The 22,351-nt window shown below is 37.6% G+C and carries 2 protein-coding genes; both read left to right on the top strand.

Going from position 1 to position 22,351, the window contains the following annotated elements; translation table 11 throughout:
* The first annotated feature begins 89 nt into the window (after positions 1-89).
* Entirely contained in the window at positions 90-11,819 is an 11,730-nt protein-coding gene (locus NMG86_RS21605) for a type I polyketide synthase (RefSeq protein WP_026796481.1), read from the top strand.
* Between the two features lie 57 nt (positions 11,820-11,876).
* Positions 11,877-22,340 carry a hybrid non-ribosomal peptide synthetase/type I polyketide synthase gene (locus NMG86_RS21600; protein WP_026796480.1) on the top strand — a complete coding sequence of 3,488 codons (10,464 nt, stop codon included), beginning with the start codon at positions 11,877-11,879 and terminating at the stop codon, positions 22,338-22,340.
* Positions 22,341-22,351 lie beyond the last annotated feature (11 nt).

Here is a 22,351-nt window from a genome sequence, read left to right as displayed (position 1 = left end):
TTGACGATTGTAGTTCTAAACAGGTATCCTTAGCATTAAGTCTGATTCAGCATCTTGAAACCCCCTTAAAATCTGGATAGATAAAAATAATGGAGCCTAACGACCTAAAGAACTTATCAGATCACGAGAAATCAATCCAAACTAGAGTTTTTAAAGCACTCAATGAAGCCAAAGAAAGATTAAAAGCTGTTGAAGCTAAACAAAGTGAACCCATAGCAATTGTCGGTTTAGGATGTCGTTTTGGCAATAATATTGCCACGGTTGATGGCTTTTGGTCTTTTCTGAAAGCGGGTGGAAATACCCTCAGAGAACTCCCTAATGATCGATGGAATCGGGATGATTTTTATGATCCAGATCGGAGTAAACCGGGCAAAATCTATGTCTCCCAAGGCGGTTTTCTCGATGATGTTTCCAAGTTTGACCCGCATTTTTTCGGTATTGCCCCGAAAGAAGCCCTACACATTGATCCTCAGCAACGGTTACTGTTAGAAGTTGCTTATGAAGCTTTAGAAAATGCAGGCATGGCAACACCAACGGCCAGAATCGGCAAGACAGGTGTTTTTATTGGTATTACTAACAATGATTATGCTCGCCTAATTGCACCGGAGGATGATTATAGTGCCATTGGAGCCTATCATATTTCTGGCAATCATACCAATGCCGCTGCGGGGCGTATTTCTTATCTTTTGAATCTCAATGGCCCCAGTTTAGCGGTAGATACGGCTTGTTCTTCTTCCTTAGTCGCCGTTCATCTGGCTTGTCGTTCTTTGCGTTCCCAAGAATGTAGACAAGCTTTAGTCGGAGGAGTTAACTTAATTCTAACTCCAGAAGTTCCGATTGCCCTATGTCGAAATCAGATGTTAGCCTCCGATGGAAAATGCAAAACCTTTGACGAAAGTGCCGATGGTTTTGGAATTGGTGAAGGGTGTGGAGTTATTGTCTTAAAAAGATTGAGTCAAGCCCTAGAAGATGGCGATCGGATTTGGGCTTTAATTCGAGGAACAGCAGTTAATAATGATGGCGCCAGTGGAGGCTTTACGGTTCCCAATGGTACGATCCAAACAGAGTTAATTGGTGAAGCTCTGACCGATGCCCGGTTAAATGCAGATGCGATTGATTATGTCGAAGCTCACGGCACAGGCACATCTTTAGGAGACCCGATTGAAATTAAAGCTATAGCTGATGCTTTATGCGTCAATCGCTCAAAATCTCAACCATTATTAGTCGGTTCTGTTAAAACAAATCTGGGTCATCTCGCTGCGGCGGCAGGGATTTCAGGTTTGATTAAAACTGTATTATCTATCTACTATTCAGAAATTCCAGCCCATCTTAATTTTAATAACCCTAATCCTCACATTAATTGGGATATTTTACCTATCAATATAGTTACAAAAAGTTGTCCTTGGATTGTCAACAATGGTAAAGATAAATCGGCGGTTGTGAGTTCTTTTGGAGCATCGGGAACCAATGCTAGTGTAATTTTAAGCGAACCTCCTCAAGACCAACCCCTAATCCCCAAAACATCCCCGATATTAATTACTTTGTCAGCTAAAGATCCAGAACGGTTGCGGATTTTTGCTTCCGAATTAATTGCTGATCTGGATCAAAAACCAGATCGGAATATCAATGATATTGCCTTTTCTTTAAATACCGGACGTTTTTCCCATAAACATCGACTATCTTTATTAGTTTCTAGTCTGGATAGTTTGCAGAAAGGGCTGGAAATTTTTCTGAGTAGTAATTTGGAAGAAAACCAGAAACAAGTAATTTATGGAGAGGCGCAAAGTAATCCTAAAATCGCTTTTCTCTGCAATGATCAAGAAGAAATAGTTCCGAGAATGGGAGAAGATTTATTTACAAATGAGCCTGTATTTCATGATGCTTTTATTAAATGCGATCGCCTATTTCAAAAGCACTTAAAATTTTCCCTAGAAGATTTATTATACAAAAATCAAGCCCTAGATTCTCAACATGATCCTTTATCTGTACAACCCATATTATTTGCTTTCCACTATGCACTTTGTGAACTCTGGAAATCTTGGGGAATTTGCCCTGCTGCGGTTTTAGGTTCGGGATTAGGTGAATATCTTGCCGCCCAACAAACGGGTGTTTTTTCCCTAGAAGATGCAGTTAAGTTGGTCGCAAGTCGTGCTCATTTTTTATCGCAAAAACTCGATCAAAGAGAATTAGCAGATTTTCAAAAAATCGCCGAAGAAGTTACTTATCACCAGCCCCAACTGACCTTAATTGCTAATGGTGAACTGGCTAATAAAGCTCTGACAACTTCTGCTTATTGGGGACAACAATTCACCGAACCAAAGCAGGTTGCTAAAGGAATTACTACCCTACATCAAATGGGGTATCAAATCTTCCTAGAAATTGGAACTTACCCAGATTTAATCAATATTGGTCGTCAAAATTTAGCTGAAAACTCGATACTTTGGTTGTCTAGTTTAGTCAAAGATTGTCATAGTAATCAGCAAATGCAAATTGTTTTGGGAGAACTGTATATCCGAGGAGTAAATATTGACTGGAAAGGATTTCATCATTCCCATGCAGGACGAAAAATTAGTTTACCCAATTCTCCTTTTATCCGCAAACGTTACTGGATAACTTCAGTTAATCATCAACCCAAAGCAATTAGTAAAGGTAATAATTATTCCTCCGGTCATCCCTTACTAGGTGATCGTTTTCCTTCGCCTTTATCTGATCTTCAATATCGAGGGAGTATTAGCCAGCGTCAACCCGCTTTTTTACAAGAACATCAAGTTTTCAATCAATCCATATTTCCCGGGTCTGCATTGATTGAAATGGCTTTGGCTGCTACACAAAATCAAACTATTATATTAGAAAATATACAATTCAAAAAAGCGTTAATTTTAACAAATAAAGAAGATATATTACAATTAATTGTCACTGATAAAAGTTGGCAAATTTATCATCAAGTTGAGCAAAATTGGGAAATCCTGGTGACAGGGGAAATTGATCAATCAAAATCAATTAATTCAACGGTTGATAACCTAGAAAAAATAAAAGTAAATTGTCCAGAAGAAGTTGAGATTAATTCCTTTTATCAAACTTACCAAAAAGCGGGAGTTAATTACGGTAGCAACTTTCAGCTAATTGAGCAACTTAGGAGGGGTAATAATACGGCTTTTGCTCAAATTAAATTAACAGATACTCTCCGCTTAGAAGCGAAAAAATATCATTTTCATCCCGCGATGTTGGACGCTTGCTTTCAGGTGATTGCCGCTATTTTATTCAAGCAAGAATCATCGGTAACTTATGTACCTGTTCGGATTGCTAAATTTCAATTTTTTCGCACCCCCGACGATATTGTGATTAGTGCTGCGCGACTCCAGCAAAATCATGATCATCCTCTTATGATTATCTCTGATATTGATATCTATTCCCCCCAAGGTGAACTGATTGCATCAATTATAGGCCTAGAACTAAAACCTGTACAATCTCAAGACATTATTCCTCAAGAAAATCAACCCCAAACCTACCTAGAAGAATGGATTCCTTTAGTACCATTATTAGCTAATGGGAGAGATACTTTAGTCACTCCTGATCTGATTAAAGCTCAAATTCAACCCGCGCAATTAGAACAGCAATTAGCAGACAAATTACCCCAATATGAACGCTTACTAGAAGCAATGGAAAGTTTAAGCGTTACCTATATTTGGGAAGCATTAAAACAACTGAATTGGCAACCCAAATTAGGTCAAACTTACCCCGAAGAACAGATTGCTATTCAAGGCGAAATAGTTGAGTTTTATCGTCCTTTATTATCTCGATGCTTAGAAATTTTAGCTGAGGAAAAAATTGTTACTTGGCAACAAAATGGCTGGTTATTGACAAAAGAATTAGAAACCCTTTCATCTCAATCACAAATTCAAGATCTCCGCCAACAATTTCCTGATTATTCAGCCGAAATTAATCTGATAGAACGTTGTGGTTTAGCTTTAGCTGAAGTCATGCGTCATCAAATTGAGCCATTAGAATTAATATTCCCTCAAGGAGATATAAATGCGATCGCCTCAATTTATTCTGAAGCTGCTGGAGCTAAATTAATGAATCAGTTAGTAGCAGTAACTATTAACTGTGCTATCGCTAATTTACCAAGCAATCATCAGCTAAGGATTCTGGAAATTGGCGGCGGAACAGGAGCCACTACTGCTGCAATTTTACCCCATTTATCTCCCGAACAAATTGAATATGTATTTACCGATATTTCCTCCAGCTTTTTAAATAGAGCCAAGGAAAATAACAACAATTATTCCTTCATTCAATATCAAACTTTAGATATAGAAAAAGATCCCTTTAATCAAGGTTTTCTCCCTAGAAATTTTGATATTATTATTGCTGCTAACGTTCTTCATGCCACAGCAGATATTCAAAAAACCCTGGAAAATGTACGATCTTTAATCGCTCCCAATGGATTACTGATACTATTAGAAAGTACCGGAGCCAGACGTTGGGTAGATTTAACGTTTGGCTTAACGGAAGGCTGGTGGTTATGTAGCCAAGACCCTCTCCGGCATGGTTATCCTTTAGTTAATACAGAAGCTTGGCAAAATTTACTCACTGAGCATCAATTTGCAGAGATTAATATTATTGAACCCAGCCAACCCCAAACCCGAAATCTATTAAAACAAAGTGTGATCATTGCTAAAAGTAGCGACAGATTGATCCCTTTCCATGCAAAACCTGACTGGAATCAAATCATCTTTGCTGATACCCAAGGAATTGCTAACAATTTAATTCCTCCATTACAACAGCGAGGCGTTGGTTGTTCAATGCTTTTCCCTGAAGATATTAATCCTGATTCTGCCGAAGATTACCTATCAGTATTACAAACCCTTTTAACACCAGAAACCCATCAAATATTGTACTTTTGGGGATTGGAAAAAATAGCAGGAGAAATTGATCAAGAAGTAGAGATTCATTGTCAACGGTTTCTGTTTTTATTACAAGCATTATTACAACAAAAAAATCCCCCAGATCTGATTCTTGTGACTCAAGGAGCCGTACCTGCAAAAGAAATCAAAACTCTAACTTCTCCCGCCCAATCTTCTCTATTAGGAATTGCTTTCAGCTTAGTATTAGAACATCCAGAACTCAATTTTAGAGCCATTGATTTAGACCCTAACGAACAAAACTTAGCAGAAAAGTTATTTCGAGAAATCTACAGCAATACCCCAGAAAATCGTATCGCTCTGCGGGGTGAACAACGTTTTTGTCCGCGTTTAGTACAGCGAAAACTCGCAGCAGGAAAGATCAATTTTAGTCCCGATGGCTATTATTTAATTTCAGGAGGAACCGGAGGTTTAGGGTTAGCTACGGCCCGATGGATGATAGAAAAAGGCGCCCGTCATTTAGTTTTGTGCAGTCGCAGTGGTGCAAAAGCTATTAACCCTGAAAATTTAGCAAGTTTGCAGTCTAATCTTGTCGATATTAAAATTAAAGACTGTGATGTGACAGATGCAGAAAAACTGCATATTTTACTAGAAGAATGCCGTTCAGAATATCCGGTGCGGGGCATTTTTCATATTGCGGGAACCCTAGATGATACAACATTACTGCGACTAACACCAGAGAGTTTTAATTATGTTTTAGCACCGAAAGTCAAAGGAACTTGGTTGCTACATAAACTCACCTTAAATGACCCTTTAGATTTCTTTGTTTGTTATACCTCTGCTGTGTCTTTAATTGGCTCGGCAGGACAAGCAAATGCTGCCGCTGCTAATGCTTTTGAAGATGCTTTTATCTATTATCGTCAGGCGAATAATTTACCAGGAACTGTGATCAACTGGGGGCCTTGGAGCGAAATTGGTGCGGCAGTAGATCGTAATGTTTTAGAGAGATTAGCCTCTAAAGGTTATGCAGCAATTAAACCTAATTTAGCTCTTAATACCCTAGAAAAAATCTTATTTAATCAGATTATTCGCGCGGGTGTAATTACTATTGACTGGCAACGTTTTCCTTATATTAACCAAAACTTTTATCAAAACTTCCGATCTCAAGCCAAACCCCAAACTTCTAATCCATCTTCCGATATTTTAAAACAATGGCAAACCCTACCTATAAAACAGCGTAGTAGTTGGTTAATTAATCATCTGAGTTTGTGTGTATCCAATATTTTAGGACACTCAAATGATGAAACTATTGCTCCCCAACAAGGATTTTTTGATTTAGGAATGGACTCTCTCACCTCCACAGAACTTCGCAATCTTTTGCAAACAGATTTTGATTGTTCTCTGCCATCAACTATTGCATTTCGTTTTCCCAATGTGGAAACTTTAGCCGATTATTTACTGCGGGAAGTCTTAGATATTTGTGAACCAATACTAACTCCTATTCCCGAAAAAATACCATCAAAAATCCATCAAAAACAAATTAAAGAATCTACCCCAGACAAACCACAAATAGAAGAAGATCCGATTGTAATTGTCGGTATGGCTTGCCAATTTCCTGGCGGTGCTAATAATTTAAAATCCTTTTGGGAACTTTTAGAACAGGGAAAAGATGCAGTCGGAGAAATTCCTGAAAATCGCTGGGATATGAAAATCTGGTATGATCCCGATCCCGATAAAGCAGGTAAAATATACTCTCCTTATGGTGCATTTTTAGAGCAAATTGATCAATTTGATGCTGAATTTTTCGGCATTATTCCCAGGGAAGCGATCGCCATCGATCCTCAGCAACGTTTACTATTAGAAACCGCTTGGCAAGCATTAGAAATGTCAGGACAAAATCCGCAAAAATTACGCAATAGTCAAACGGGCGTTTTTATTGGGTGCATGACTCAAGATTATGCCCAATTAAGTTATTCTCCAAAGGCAATTAATGCCTATACGGGTTCGGGAACTTCTGTTAGTGTAGTTTCCGGTCGGCTTTCTTATATCCTGGGTTTGCAAGGCCCATCAATGACAATTGATACCGCTTGTTCTTCCTCATTAGTGGCAGTAAATTTAGCTTACAATGCCTTGCGAAATGGTGAGTGTGATCTGGCTTTAGCCGGGGGGGTTAATGTTATTATTACCCCAGTTATTTCTTTAATTGAAAGTCGCGCCCAAATGCTGGCACCCGATGGACATTGTAAGACCTTTGATGAAAGTGCAAATGGAATGGTACGAGGCGAAGGTTGTGGAATAATTGTTCTAAAAAGATTGAGTCAAGCTATTAAGAATGGCGACCATATTTTAGCCAAAATTTATGGTACAGCAGTTAACCATGACGGCCCCAGTAGTGGATTAACAGTCCCGAATGGTGCAGCGCAAGAAAAATTATTATATCAAGCTCTGAAGACAGCAAATCTGCAACCAGAACAAATAGATTATATCGAAGCTCATGGTACCGGAACTGCCCTTGGAGATCCGATTGAATTAGAAAGTATGGCGGCAGTTTTTGGTAAACGTCCTCCGAATCAACCTTTAGTTATTGGTTCTGTCAAAACAAATTTAGGACACTTAGAAGGAGCAGCAGGAATTGCCGGATTAATTAAAACAGTTTTAGCTTTACAACACCATAAAATTCCTCCCCATCTTCACTTTAAAAAACCCAACCCTCGGTTTGATTGGAGTTCTAATATTTTTGAAGTTCCTGTAGGCGGAAAAACCTGGAATCCCAGTGAACGCCAAAGAATTGCCGGGGTAAGTTCCTTTGGCTTTAGTGGAACAAATGCTCATATTATTGTGGGAGAAATTGACTCTAGTTTACCTAAAAAATCTGAGCCTAACTTTTACCTATTACCGCTTTCGGCTCGTTCTGAAAAATCTCTCCAAGAGTTAACTAAAAATTATCAAAATGCTTTGAATGGGTCTGTCAATTTTGCTGATGTTTGTTTTACGGCTACTACAGGACGGGCTATTTTTCAGCATCGAATATGTATTTTAGCTGAATCAATGACAACAGCACAAGCAGCACTGGTTAGTTTCCAAAAAGGTGAGGATTCTCAACAATTAATTACACCAATTTTATCAGAAAACAAGCTAAAAATAGCTTTTCTATTTTCAGGACAAGGATCGCAATATTCAGGAATGGGAGAAACCCTTTATCACCGAGAACCTGTCTTTAAAAATACTTTAGATCTTTGTAATGAAATCCTAGAACCTATTTTAGAAAAATCCCTGTTAGATTTAATCTTTAAATTGCCCAATAGCCAGCTATTAGAACAGACTCAAATCACCCAGCCCGTGCTATTTTCTTTTGAATATGCACTGGCTAAATTATGGCAATCTTGGGGAATAGAACCTTCAGCACTTTTAGGACATAGTATTGGCGAATATGTAGCAGCTTGTTTAGCCGGAGTTTTCTCTTTAGAAGATGCTTTAAAATTAGTTACCCAACGGGGTCGGTTAATGGGAGAATTACCCCAGAATGGCAGTATGACAGCTATTTATGCTGATTATGAAACCGTAGTGGCGGCCCTTACTTCCTATCAAAATCAAGTTAATATTGGTTCGGCTAATGGCTCAATTACAGTGATTTCCGGGGTAAATGAAATTGTTGATCAACTAGAGAAAATCTTTATAGATCAAGGCTATAAAACTAAACGTTTAGCCGTATCTCATGCTTTCCATTCTCCTTTAATGGAACCAATTCTTGATGATTTTGCTAAGGTTTTAGAGAATATTTCATTGCATAAACCTAGCTTAACGATTATTAGTAATATCACAGGTAAACCCATCGGTCAAGAAATTGCGACTCCCGATTATTGGGTTAATCATCTTAGGAGTACGGTGCAGTTTAGTCAAGGGTTTCAGTTCTTAATTGATAGTGGTTATCGCTGTTTTCTGGAAGTTGGTTCTAAACCTGTATTATTGGGTATGGCGCGACTAATTTCGCCAAATCAAGAAATATTATGGCTCCCTAGTATTGTACCTGGACAAGATGAACAAGCCCAAATGTATAGAAGTTTAGCGACACTTTTTGTTAATGGTTATTCTGTAGAATGGACGCAGGTATTTAAACAAGGGAAACGGATTTCTTTACCAACTTATCCATTTCAACGAGAACGTTATTGGATATCAAATTCTGAATTTTCTATCACCGACATAAAAACTAATTTACATCCTTTTATTCGGGATTTTAAAAAGTTAGCTACGGGGGAAATTGTATTTGAGGGTGAAATCAGTTCTGATCAGCCAAATTATCTTCAAGAACACAAAGTATTTGAAAAAGTTTTATTTCCAGCGACAGGATTTATAGAAGCAATTTTAGCAGCTAGTCAGAAAATATTGCCTGATAATTTGATCATCCTTCAAAATGTCTCAATTCATCAAGGATTATTATTATCGGAAACCCCAATAATATTACAAATGATTTTTAAACCCCAAAAATTATCTAAACAAAGCTATAGTTTTGAAATATTTAGTCATAATCCTACAGTAGATCAATGGATTCTTCATGTTACTGGTGAGGTTGAATCTAATAATTTAAAAGGAGTTGCTGAATCAGAATTTAAAAAGGATGCAACAGAAGAAGGGGAAGCGGTTTCTATTTCTCGATTCTATGAACTTTATCAGCAAATGGGAATCAGCTATGGAAAAGGATTTCAAGGGATTCAAGAATTATTTTCTTTAAAAAATGGTTCTCAGGCTAAGATTAGTATTGATCGCAGTTTAGCAGACCAGCGTTATTGTTTTCATCCTGTCCTTTTAGATGCTTGCTTGCAAAGTATTGGTGCCGCTTTTTCTGAAATTCATGGTCAAGAATTGCATTTACCCTATGGGTTTTCTTCATTAGAATTATTCCGAAATCCTGGTGATCAAGTTTGGACAAAGGTTGATGTTAAATCTGATTCTCAGGGTGAAATGTGCGTAGATGTAGATATTTATAATCAGCAAAAACAGCTTTGCGCTCGCTTTACAAACTTAAAAGCACGGCGGACTAAACCAGAAATTTTACAGCGTTTATGGCAAGAAACTGAGAAAAATTGTTTTTATCAAATTCAATGGAAAAAACTGGATTTACTACCAACTGTTACTAACAATCTTAACAATTCTTGGTTAATATTTGTGCATCCTAAAACAGCATTAAATCCCTTGATCAATTTATTGAAAAAAGCAGGAGAAAAAGTTATAATAGTAGAAATTGGTAACAACTATCAATGCTACTCTCAAGATTATTTTGTGATCAATTCTGCTGAAAATACTGATTTTCAGCGTCTATATCAACAAGCATATCCGTCGGGAGAATTGCCCACAGGCATAATTTTTTCTTGGGAAACAGTATCATTTGCAGAAGATACAGAGAGCTTTTATACAAGTTGTCAGGCGGCATTGAACTTAATTCAAACTCTAACTAATAACTGGCAAAAATTACCTGATTTATGGTTAATTACTCGTGGTGCTAATCAAGTATTAGAAGATCCTTCCTTAGAACCTCAACAATCTTATTTATGGGGATTAGGAGCAGTTATTAATCAAGAATATCCCCAAATGCGTTGTGTATGTTTAGATTTATCAACGACTAAGGAAGCTGAGGAAGCTGAGTTATTATTTAATCAATTGCATACTTCAAATAATGAATTACGTCTGGCTTTACGTCAGGGAAACTGTTATGGAGCTAGGTTAGTTTCTGCCCCCCCCAAGCCCCCCGTGCACGGGGGGCTTGGGGGGGCTATTCCCGCAGCGCAAAAACAGCAATTTGTGAGCAAAGAAGGAGCTTATTTAATCACTGGAGGTTTGGGAAAACTGGGATTATTAGTCGCTGAATGGTTATCGAAAATGGGGGCGAGTCACTTAGTTTTATGCAGTCGGAATATTAAATCTCAACCCGAATTAATTGCCTCATTTGCCGAAAAAGGAACAGAGATTACAATTATCAGTATTGATATTAGTTCTCCCGTAGAGATGGAACGATTATTCTCTCGTTTTGGCACTAATTTGCCATGTTTACGAGGGGTTATTCATGCTGCTGCTGTCTTAGATGATGGACTTTTAGTTAATCAAAATTGGCAAAAATATCAAAACGTCATGCGTCCTAAAGTAGAAGGAACTTTATTATTAGATCACTATACTCGCCCCCTATCTTTAGACTTCTTTATTAGCTTTTCTTCTGCTGCCGTGATTCTGGGTTCACCTGGTCAAAGTAATTATGCTGCTGCTAATGCTTTTATGGATGCTTTAATGCAGCAACGACAAAGTTTAGGATTACCAGGAATTAGTATTAATTGGGGAGCTTGGAATACAGGGAATGAAATTGAACAACAACGTTTTGCTAATTGGGGGATTCAAAGTCTGTCTGCTGATACGGCTTTTAAATATCTCAATTCGTTAATTCTAGGTAACGTTGTCCAAGGAGTAATTATTGATATTGACTGGTCTATTTTTAACCAATCTTTTAATATTAAGCAACCCTTCTTTGCCGAAGTATTAACCCCAAAAGCACAAAAACCAGAAAATTCCGCCAAATTATTACAGAAGTTAAAATCTATCTCCATAGATGAGCGAATTACCACTTTATCTCAAGGAATTGAACAGATATTACGCGAAGTTACTGGGTTAAAAGCTAATCAAGTCATTCCTCAACAAACATCATTTTTAGACTTAGGCTTAAACTCTCTAATGGTAATAGAATTTAAAAATCGCCTAGAAAATGATTTAGGTTGCACCTTGTCCGCCTCAATTATTTTTGATTATCCTAATATCCTAAGTTTAAGTGCCTACCTACGAGCAGAAATATTAGCGGGTGATCTCGATTTTGAGATCAAAACAGATGCACCAACAGAGTCTCTAAATCCCTATGATAGTCTTAGTGAGGAAGAACTGGCTATATTACTTAATCAAAAGTTAATCGAGCTTGACTAATCAAGCAAAATCTGATACATTGACAAAATTAGAGATAAACAAACACCAGAAGCCTGCATGGTTCAAAATACAGATTATAAAAAATTAATCGCAACAACTTTAACAAAAATGGAGGTAATGCAGGCTCGTATTACCGAATTAGAAACTGGACAAAGGGAGCCCATTGCTGTTGTTGGGATGGGATGTCGTTTTCCTGGTGGGATTACATCTCCCGAAGAATATTGGAATTATTGTCAAGCTGGACTTGACGCGATCACAGAAGTTCCTAAAAGTCGTTGGGATAGCTCAAAATTTTATGCAAAAGAACCTACACCGGGAAAAATAAACACTGCTTATTGTGGATTTCTTCAACAGGATATTACAGAATTTGATGCCCGTTTCTTTTCTATTTCTTCCCGCGAAGCCACCTCAATGGACCCTCAACAAAGGTTACTATTAGAAGTAACTTGGGAAGCATTAGAAAATGCCAATTTACCACCGAATAATTTAGCAAATAACACCGTCGGAGTATTTGTTGGAATCACCAGTGTTGATAATGCCATTACGGTTTATAATAGTAGTTATGATCAAATTGACTCTTTTTTTGGCACAGGAAATGCCCTGAGTGCAGCCGCAGGCAGACTATCTTATTTCTTCAATTTAAGGGGGCCTTGTCTGTCTATTGATGCGGCCTGTGCGTCTTCTTTGGTAGCAGTTCATCAAGCAATTCGTAGCCTCAGAAATCGTGAATGTGAACTGGCTTTAGTTGCCGGGGTCAACCTAATTTTAAATCCCGCAATTACGATTAATCTTTCCCAGTCGGGAATGTTGTCCCCCGATGGTCGCTGCAAAACTTTTGATGCTTCTGCTAATGGCTATGGGCGTGGAGAAGGGTGTGGGGTTTTAGTCTTAAAAACTTTATCAGAGGCACAGAAAAAAGGCGATCGCATTCTTGCCATTCTGCGGGGGTCGGCGGTCAATCATAACGGGGCCGCCGCCGGGTTGACCGTTCCCAGTGGCCCGGCGCAACAAGAACTGCTCCGTCAAGCCATTGCTGATGCTAGAATTACCCCCGAAGACGTTGGATATATAGAAGCTCATGGCACGGGAACTTCTTTAGGAGACCCGATAGAAATGAATGCGATCGCTTCTGTTTATGGAAAACGATCACAACCTCTTTATGTGGGTTCCGTGAAAACCAATATTGGACACCTCGAAGCCGCTGCCGGGATGGCGGGAATTATCAAGACAATTCTGGTACTTCAAAAGGGTGAAATACCTGCCCATCTTCACTTTCAAACCCCTAATCCTCTGATTAATTGGCAGGACAATTCTATCAAGATTCCGACCCAAACTATTCCTTGGCCTAATAGCAACAAAATTCCTATGGCTGGGGTGAGTTCCTTCGGTTTTTCGGGAACAAATGCCCATGTAATTGTTGAAAAAGCACCCGATATAAAAATAACAGAAATTAAGCAACCCCTTCCTAGTCATCTATTAACAATTTCTGCTCATAACAAAACCGCTTTACAAGAATTAGCCCGACGTTTTTCTACCCGCTTAGAATCCGATCCAGAAATAGGAGATATTTGTTATAGTGCTGCGGTGGGGAGAGCAAAGTTATCTGAACGTTTAGCAATTGTTGCTAATACTTTGCCCGAATTACAACAAAGATTAGTCGCTTTTGCTGATCAAACTACCCTTGATAATTTGACTTTTTATCAACGCTTTACCGAAGAAAAACAGCCTAAAGTTGTCTTTATGTTTACGGGTCAAGGTGCTTGTTATCCGGGGATGGGTGATCAACTATACCAAACTGAACCCACATTTCGTCAATATATTGATCAATGTGCAGAAATTTTAGCGAGTTATTTAGAGTATCCGTTACCGGAAATATTATTTGGTAAACACACCGATTTACTGAATCAAACCGCCTACGCTCAACCCGCCATATTTGCCCTAGAATATGCCGTTGCCATGCTTTGGAAATCTTGGGGAATTACACCCAGTTTACTGATTGGACATAGCGTTGGGGAATATGTAGCCGCTTGTATCGCCGGAGTATTTAGCTTAGAAGCAGGACTAGCATTAATTGTGAAACGGGGTCAATTAATGCAAACCACAAAAACAGGAAAAATGGCTTCGATTTTCGCCGATGAAGCTACGGTAATTTCTCTAATTCAAAACTATAGTAATACCGTTGCCATTGCTGCTATTAATCATCCTCAACAAATTGTTATTTCTGGAGAAAGTGCTAGTATTGAGGAAATTATTATTAACTGTAAACAGCAAAAAATTTCGGCTCAATATCTCTCCGTTACTCAAGCTTTTCATTCTCCATTAATGGAGTCAATTTTAAATGAATTTGAACAGGAAGCTGGTCAAATTTCTTACCATCGCCCCCAAATTCTGTTACTTTCAGGAATTGACGGAAAAATTTTAGAAAATGCCCCGGATGCGAGTTATTGGAGACAGCAATGCCGTCAACCTGTACAATTTTTAGCAAGTTTAAACACGGCATTAAATAAAGGGTATAATCTGTTTTTAGAAGTTGGTTCAAGACCAATACTCGCAGAACAGGGGCGTCGTTATCAGGATGAAGCTATCTGGCTGAGTTCACTGAATCGAGGTTTAGATAACTGGCAGACAATGCTCTCGGCACTGGGTCAACTGTACCTCAATGGAGTCTATTTTAACCCGGAAAAATTTAATCAAAATTATGGATATAAACAAGTAAGATTACCTAATTATCCCTTTCAAAGAAAACGGTTTCAATTTCAACCTAATATTGTGGAGGAAACTACCCAAATTACAGAAATATATCCCGAACCAGAAACGAATAAAATCACTGAACTAAAGGTACAAAATATGCAAAAACATCAACTCGAAATCCGCCAGCAATTAAAGTCTATTCTTGCCCTCCTGCTCAAAGAAAATCAAAATGATATTCGGGATGATGAAACCCTATTAAATCTAGGGGCAGACTCTATTATTTTAACAGATTTTTCTCGCAAAGTTGAAGAAAAGTTTAAAGTAAAAGTCAAAATAGATCAGTTATTCACTGACTTACAAACCATTGCCGATATCGCTGAATATATCTATAATTCTATTGAACCAAAAAACTTAGAACCTTCTTCAGAAAAGACTAAATTAAATCAAGCTGAAATTGTCAATTTTGACCCAGAAATAAATAATTATATAGAAGTCATTTCTCAATTACAACCTATTGCAACTGCTTATATTATTAAAGCATTAGAAACTTTAGGAAAAAAACTAAATCCTGGAGAAACCTGGACAACAGAAAGCATCAAGCAAACCTTACCCATTGCCCCAAAATATCAGGTTTTAGTTACTCGTTATTTACAGGATTTAGAGCAAGCTAATATTATTCAAAATCAAGGTAATATCTGGACAGTTAAAAACTTACCTGCATCTTTTTCCTTACCAGAAGCTATAGAAAATCTGCAAAAAACTTGTCCATCGGCAAAACCGGAATTAGAAATGCTGCAACGCTGCGGAGAAAATTTAGCAGAAGTTCTCAAAGGAAATATAGACCCTTTAACGTTAATTTTCCCAGAAGGTTCAGTTACTCATGCCGAAAGTATCTACGGAAATTCTCCTGTCTCTCGTTTGATGAATCAACGGGTAGCTGAGGCAATTAACCTAACTTTAAATAATTTTTCTCCCAGTATTAACCCTTATAAAATTATCGAAATCGGAGGGGGAACTGGAGCCACTTCTGAAACAATTCTTAATAACTTAAATCTCAATCGGGTCAGCTATTCTTTTAGCGAATTATCTCCATTTTTACTTAATCAAGCTCGTCAAAAATTTCAGAGCAAATATAACCTCAACTTTCATCAATTAGACATTGAAAAATCACCAATTTCTCAAGGAATATCCTCCCATTCTTATCACATAGTCGTTGCAGCTAATGTTCTTCATGCTACCCAAAATATTACAGAAACCCTGACTAATATTAGAGAGCTACTGCTCCCCGGTGGTTACTTAATTCTACTCGAAACCGTCGAGAATAATTCCTGGCTTAATTTAACCTTTGGATTGACCCCTGGATGGTGGCGTTTCCAAGACAAAGAATTACGTTCAGATACGCCTTTATTGAGTGGAGAAAGTTGGTGTTCTGTTTTAAAACGCTGCGGTTTTGCCACTGCCAATAGTTTTTCTAAACAAAATAATATTAGTATTTATAATGGCCAAGAATTAATTATTGCTTGTGCTGCTGCTGAAATATTACCGATTCCCCAAACGCCTAAAGCAACCCAATTCCAAGCCGTAACCTCTGGCAAAGAAGCCTTGATGATGGCTCAATTGCAATCTTTAAAAGACCTAAAAGATCTCCATGAAAAAACCATTATCAAGCAATTAGAAATCCTTCAATCCGTAGGGATTACACCCAATATTATCACCGAAAAACCAATAATTCAAACAGAAATTATTCCATCTCAAAATTATCAAATAGAAACAGTATCTCCTGCTCAACGAGAGCAAACTAAATTACCTCAAAAACCAAGTTCTCCCAGTTTAAATCCCCTAGCATTAAAGCTAAATGAGAGTAAATCTTTAACCGAAAAACAGCAGGATTTTATCAACAATCTCCAGACTATTTATAACCAAAAAACTGCAAAATCAAAAGCCTATTCCCAAAATAGCCGTCAAACAATGGTTGATGTCAAACCCACCATTGACTTTCGGATGACATTAAAAGAATTTCAGTATCCCATTGTCTCAGAATCAGCCCAAGGAGCCTGTTTTCGTGACATTGATGGCAATGATTATATTGACTTAGCTATGGGATTTGGGGTTAACTTTTTTGGGCATAGTCCTGATTTTGTCATAGCAGCAGTTCAGGAACAAATGCAGCAAGGAATCGGATTAGGAATGCAGTCTAATCTGGCCGCAGAAACGGCAGCTTTAATTAGTGAAATGGCCGGGGTAGAAAGGGTGGCTTTTAGTAATACTGGAACCGAAGCAATTATGGCGGCCGTTCGGATTGCTCGTTCTCGCACAAAACGCCCAAAAATTGTTATATTTTCCGGCTCCTATCATGGCACTTTTGACGGCATTCTAGCGCGAGTGGGAGAGGATTCAACCAGCATTCCCGTAAGTCTGGGTACACCATCAGGAATGGTTGAAGATGTAATTGTTTTGAGTTATGGAGTCGAAGAAAGTTTAGAAATTATTGCGGCTCATAGTGATGATTTAGCAGCAGTATTAGTAGAACCTGTTCAAAGTCGTAAACCCGATTTACAACCTCAAGAATTTCTGCAAAAGTTAAGAAAATTAACTCAGGAAAAAGGGATTGCACTGATTTTTGATGAAATTATTACGGGATTTAGGATTGCTCCTGGAGGGGCGCAACAATGGTTCAATATTGAGGCAGATATCGTTATTTACGGTAAGGCAATTGGTGGGGGTTTACCTATCAGTATGATTTGCGGAAAAGCAGATTTCTTAGATACCGTTGATGGTGGTTTCTGGAAATACGGTGATGACTCCCATCCCCAAACAGAATTAACCGCTTTTGGAGGAACTTTCTGTCGTCATCCTTTGGCACTGGCAGCTTGTCGCGCGGTGCTTTTATATCTTAAAGAACAAAGTCCAACCATTCAGGAACGGGTAAATCAATTAACCCAAAGATTAGCGACTGAGGTAAATCAGTTCTTTCAAGAAATAGGAATTCCCATTCGCATTGTTAATTTTGGTTCTTTGTTTCGCTTTGAACCTTTTGGAGCCTATAGTCTTTTCCTACAACCTATTGAATTACCTTTGTTTTATTACTTGTTAAATCTTAAAGGTATTTATACATGGGAAAAACGAGTTTGTTTCCTTTCTACCTGCCATACAAATGAAGATATAGATAAAGTTATAGCTACGGTAAAATCAGCAATTATTGAATTACAGCAAGGGGGTTTTTTTGAAAATGCCAAACTTCTAAAAGTAAATAAGCAAGATAAAAATGTTGAGCGCGAAGATGAAGATGGGAGGGAAAATTTAAACCCAATAAATCAGCAATTTCCTACCAGTGAAGCCCAGCGTCAGCTTTGGTTATTAGCAGAATTAGATAGAAATGCTTCCGCCTCCTATAATGTCACGGCTTCTTTAGAGTTAAGGGGTTCTTTAGATATTTCAGCTTTACAAGAAGCGATTAATCAAGTTATCAATCGTCACGAATCTTTGCGAACTCAAATATTAGAACAAGGGGAAGTACAAGAAGTTATTAATAGCGTCAAAATTCAGTTAACCTTAATTAATTTGAACGATGAACAGAATCCTCAAGCAATGGCTTTAGGATTAAGATCTCAGTTTTCTAAAAAGCCTTTTGACTTGTCTATAGCTCCTTTATTTGATGTTATCTTAATCCGCTTAAACTCTGACCATTACCTGTTATCTTTAAAAACCCATCATATCGTTGTAGATGGTTGGTCACTAGGGTTAATTTTGAATGAAATTGGTCAACTTTATTCCACCCAAATTGGTGCTACTACAGACCCTTTAGAACTCCCAATGCAGTTTCGCCAGTATTTAGCTTTACGAGAGCAAGAAGCGCAAAGTCCACAGATGTTAGAGCATCGTGATTTTTGGTTAAAAACCTATCAGGGAGAAATTCCAGCCTTTGAGCTTGCTACCGACTTTCCCCGTCCAGCAGTTAAAACTTACACTGGAGGTCAAGAAAGTAAAATTGTTACACCTGAACTTTGGCAAAATTTACAAACTGTAGGACGCCAAAATCAAGCAACATTATTTATGACAATGTTCGCCGCCTACACAGCTTTTTTAAGCCGAATTTCTGGCCATAATGATTTAGTCATTGGGATTCCCATTTCGGGACGACAAATAGAAGGTAGTGACCAATTAGTTGGTTTTTGTTCACAATTTTTACCGATTCGGATTAAAGTAGATATCACCCATTCTTTTGTTGAACATTTGCAACGGACTAAACAGACACTCATCGCTGCTTTTAGACATCAAAGTTACACTTTAGAAGATTTGTTAGCCGCCTTACAATTACAACGGGATTTTTCCCGTTCTCCTCTAATTTCAGTATCTTTTAATATAGACCCTAGTTTAACTCTACCTGATTTTGAGGGATTAAAAGTATCCCTGCCACCAGAACCAATTGGTTACACTCCTTTCGACGTCGGATTTAACTTTATTGAAGTCAATAATAACCTGATTATTTACTGTAATTACAATACAGAACTGTTTAAACAAGAGACGATTAAACAGTTTCTCGAAAGTTTTGAAATTTTGTTAGATGGGGTAATTAATAATGCCAATAGTTGGCTCCATCAGTTACCTTTATTAACCAAATTACAACGGGAAAACTTACTAGCTGAGTTAATCGGAGAAACCAGAGAATTACCTGAAAATGCTACCATCATTGATGATTTTGTTTCTCAAGTTAACTCGACTCCCAATGCCCCCGCCTTAGTTTGTGGAGAAACCACTCTTACCTATCAAGAATTGAATCAAAAAGTTAATCGTTTAACCCATTATCTACAACATCAATATCAGCTAGGTGCAGGCAAAGTAATGGGGCTAATGATGGGACGGAATCAAAACCTAATTATTAGCATCCTGGCAATTTTTAAAACCGGGGCAACCTATGTTCCCATAGATGCCGAATATCCGAATAATCGCATAGATTTTATTATCAAAGATAGTGGTTGTCATGTTTGTCTAACTGAGAGTAATTTGATCTCCAAATTACCTCAAGAAATAGAGACAATTTGCTTAGATAAAATTGATAATATTTTAGCAAAATATGGCAATCAAGAGCCTAATATTCCACCGGATTCTAGCCAAATTGCTTATATTTTCTATACTTCTGGTTCCACAGGAAATCCTAAAGGAGTCATGGGTCGTCATCTCTCTATTTTGAACGTAATTCAGAGTTTACGACTCACCTTTAATTTAGATAAATATCCTGAATGGCGCTATATTTTTACGGCTGCTGTCACTCACGACCCATCTATTCGTAATATTTTTCTACCTTTAACAATAGGCGCTCCTTTATATATTTACGAAGTCAAATATATCGGACATTTAGTTTCTTTTTTACAGGAAAATCAAATTAACGCGCTCCACACAACACCATCTATTTATCGAGAAATTTTAGCTTTACTCGAACCAGGAGAAACTATCTCTAGCTTAAAATATATTTCCGTAGGGGGAGAGAAATTAGATCGAGAAACAGCACTAGCTTTACGCCAACTTTTTCCAGGAGAAATTGTTAGTAATGTTTATGGCTCAACAGAAACTTGTGTCGGAGTATCTCAATACAAAATCAACGAAAATTTAGATACAGACGTACCCCTAGGTCAAGTTTTCCATAATAATCGGCTATTTCTCCTTGATGAATTTAATAATCCAGTTCCTCTGCATATAGTTGGGGAAATTTGTGTCGAAGGTGCAGCCTTAGCATCGGGTTATCACAATCTTCCTCAAATCACAAAAGAAAAATTTAAACCTGGCTTTTTTGATCAGAAAACAACGATGTTTAGAACCGGGGATTTAGGGAAACAAACTGCTCCCGGTGTGATTGAATTTATGGGCAGAAAAGACAATCAAGTTAAGGTAAATGGCTATCGTATCGACCCCGAAGAAATTGAATATCAACTTAATCGTTATCCTCAGATTGAGAGAGCTATTATTCTACCGATATCAGTCAATAATCAAACTCAATTATCAGCCTATTGTCAAACAGATAAACAGATAGAAATTTCCGAAATTAGAGAATTTTTAGCTAATTTTCTGCCAGTTTACATGATTCCTAGTTACTTTATTTTCTTAAAGCAATTTCCCCTAACTAAACACGGCAAACTTGACTTAAACTCAATGATTGCACTCAATGAAACCGGGAAATCTACCCAAGTAAATTATGTTGCACCGCGTAATAATTTAGAGTCAAACCTAGTTAGAATCTGGGAAAAGATTCTAACCAAACATCCCATCGGTATTTTTGATAACTTCTTTGAAATTGGCGGACATTCTCTGATGCTTTCGAGAATCGTAACCCACGTTCATAAAGAATTAAATGTATCGGTAAAATTGGCTGACTTCTTTAAAGTTCCTACCATTGCCGGATTAGCCGTTTTAGTCTCTAAAACTGAATATGATTATCAAGAACCCATCCCCACAATTCCTCTGCAAAAATCCTATCCGATGTCCCATGGGCAACGTCGTCTTTGGGCATTAGAATTTCTTGATCAAAATCATAATGCCTATGGAATGCCCAGTGTTTATCAATTTAACGGCAATCTGAATATTGCGGCTTTTGAAAATGCTTTTCAACAGTTAATTCAACGCCACGAAATTTTGCGAACTACCTTTAGCTTAATAGATAATCAACCGCGCCAAGTTGTACACAATCAAATGAATTTTGGTATTAAACAAATAGACTTAACAAATTATTTAGAAACAGAACAAGCTAAACTGATTGCTGAAGCGATTTCCCATAATGCCAAAACTACTTTTGATTTAGAAGTAGGGCCGTTACTCCGAGTTAACTTACTCAAACTAAGTCAAGAGAATTATATCGTTTTATTTAATATGCACCATATCATTTCTGATGGTTGGTCAGCCGGGGTTTTAATTAAAGATTTCCTAGGGCATTATCATACATATCGACAACAAAATTCAGAGTTACTACCCCCTCTAAAAATTCACTATAAAGATTATACTGACTGGCAAGAAAATCAGCTAAAAACGTCGAAACTTCAAGCTCAACGTGATTACTGGTTAACTAAGTTAACTCCGGCTCCTCAACATCTTAACTTGCCTTTTGATTATCCTCGACCCGCCGTTCAAAGTTTTCAAGGAAATACGGTGATCTGGAAACCAAATTCAGAACTAATCGAGCATTTTCAGATATTAATTAAAGATAAAGAAGCTAGTTTATTTATGGGGTTGCTGACTTTAGTTAAGAGTTTTTTGTTTCGTTATACCGAACAAAATGAGATTACAGTAGGTTCTCCCATTGCGGGCAGAAATCATCCCGATTTAGAATCACAAATTGGTTTTTATGTCAATACTTTAGTCCTGCGGGATCAAATTAGAGCAGATGACAGTTTTTTGAATGTTTTAACCACAGTAAAAACCACCACATTAGAGGCTTATGAAAATCAAGAATATCCTTTTGATAAAATAGTTTCAGATCTAAATTTACCGCGTGATCCTAGTAGAAATACCCTCTTTGATGTGGCGGTTGCCCTCCAAAATAATCAAAATGTAGACCTCGCACTAGAAGGAATTACAGTTAACTCCATTGACCCAGAGATGACTACAGCTAAATTTGATTTAGAATTCATTTTTGTTGAGGAAGGAGAATTATACTTGAAGCTAATCTACAATACAGATATATTTATTAATGAGCGAATTTTATTGATGATCAACTTATTAGAAAATCTGATGGAGCAAGTGATAAAATACCCTGACAAACCATTGATCAAGCTATCTTTAGAATCAAGCAATTTTGGCCAAGAATATAGCGACTTATTCGCTGAAGATTTTAATTTCTAGGCAAGGGATGG

This window comes from Planktothrix rubescens CCAP 1459/22 (assembly GCA_904830895.1).
In the GTDB taxonomy this organism is placed as follows: domain Bacteria; phylum Cyanobacteriota; class Cyanobacteriia; order Cyanobacteriales; family Microcoleaceae; genus Planktothrix; species Planktothrix agardhii.
This window is presented reverse-complemented; position numbering and strand designations above follow the sequence as displayed.

Coding starts and splice junctions, on each gene's coding strand:
- NMG86_RS21605 (WP_026796481.1), top strand. CDS start 90: ATGGAGCCTAACGACCTAAAGAACTTATCAGATCACGAGAAATCAATC.
- NMG86_RS21600 (WP_026796480.1), top strand. CDS start 11,877: ATGGTTCAAAATACAGATTATAAAAAATTAATCGCAACAACTTTAACA.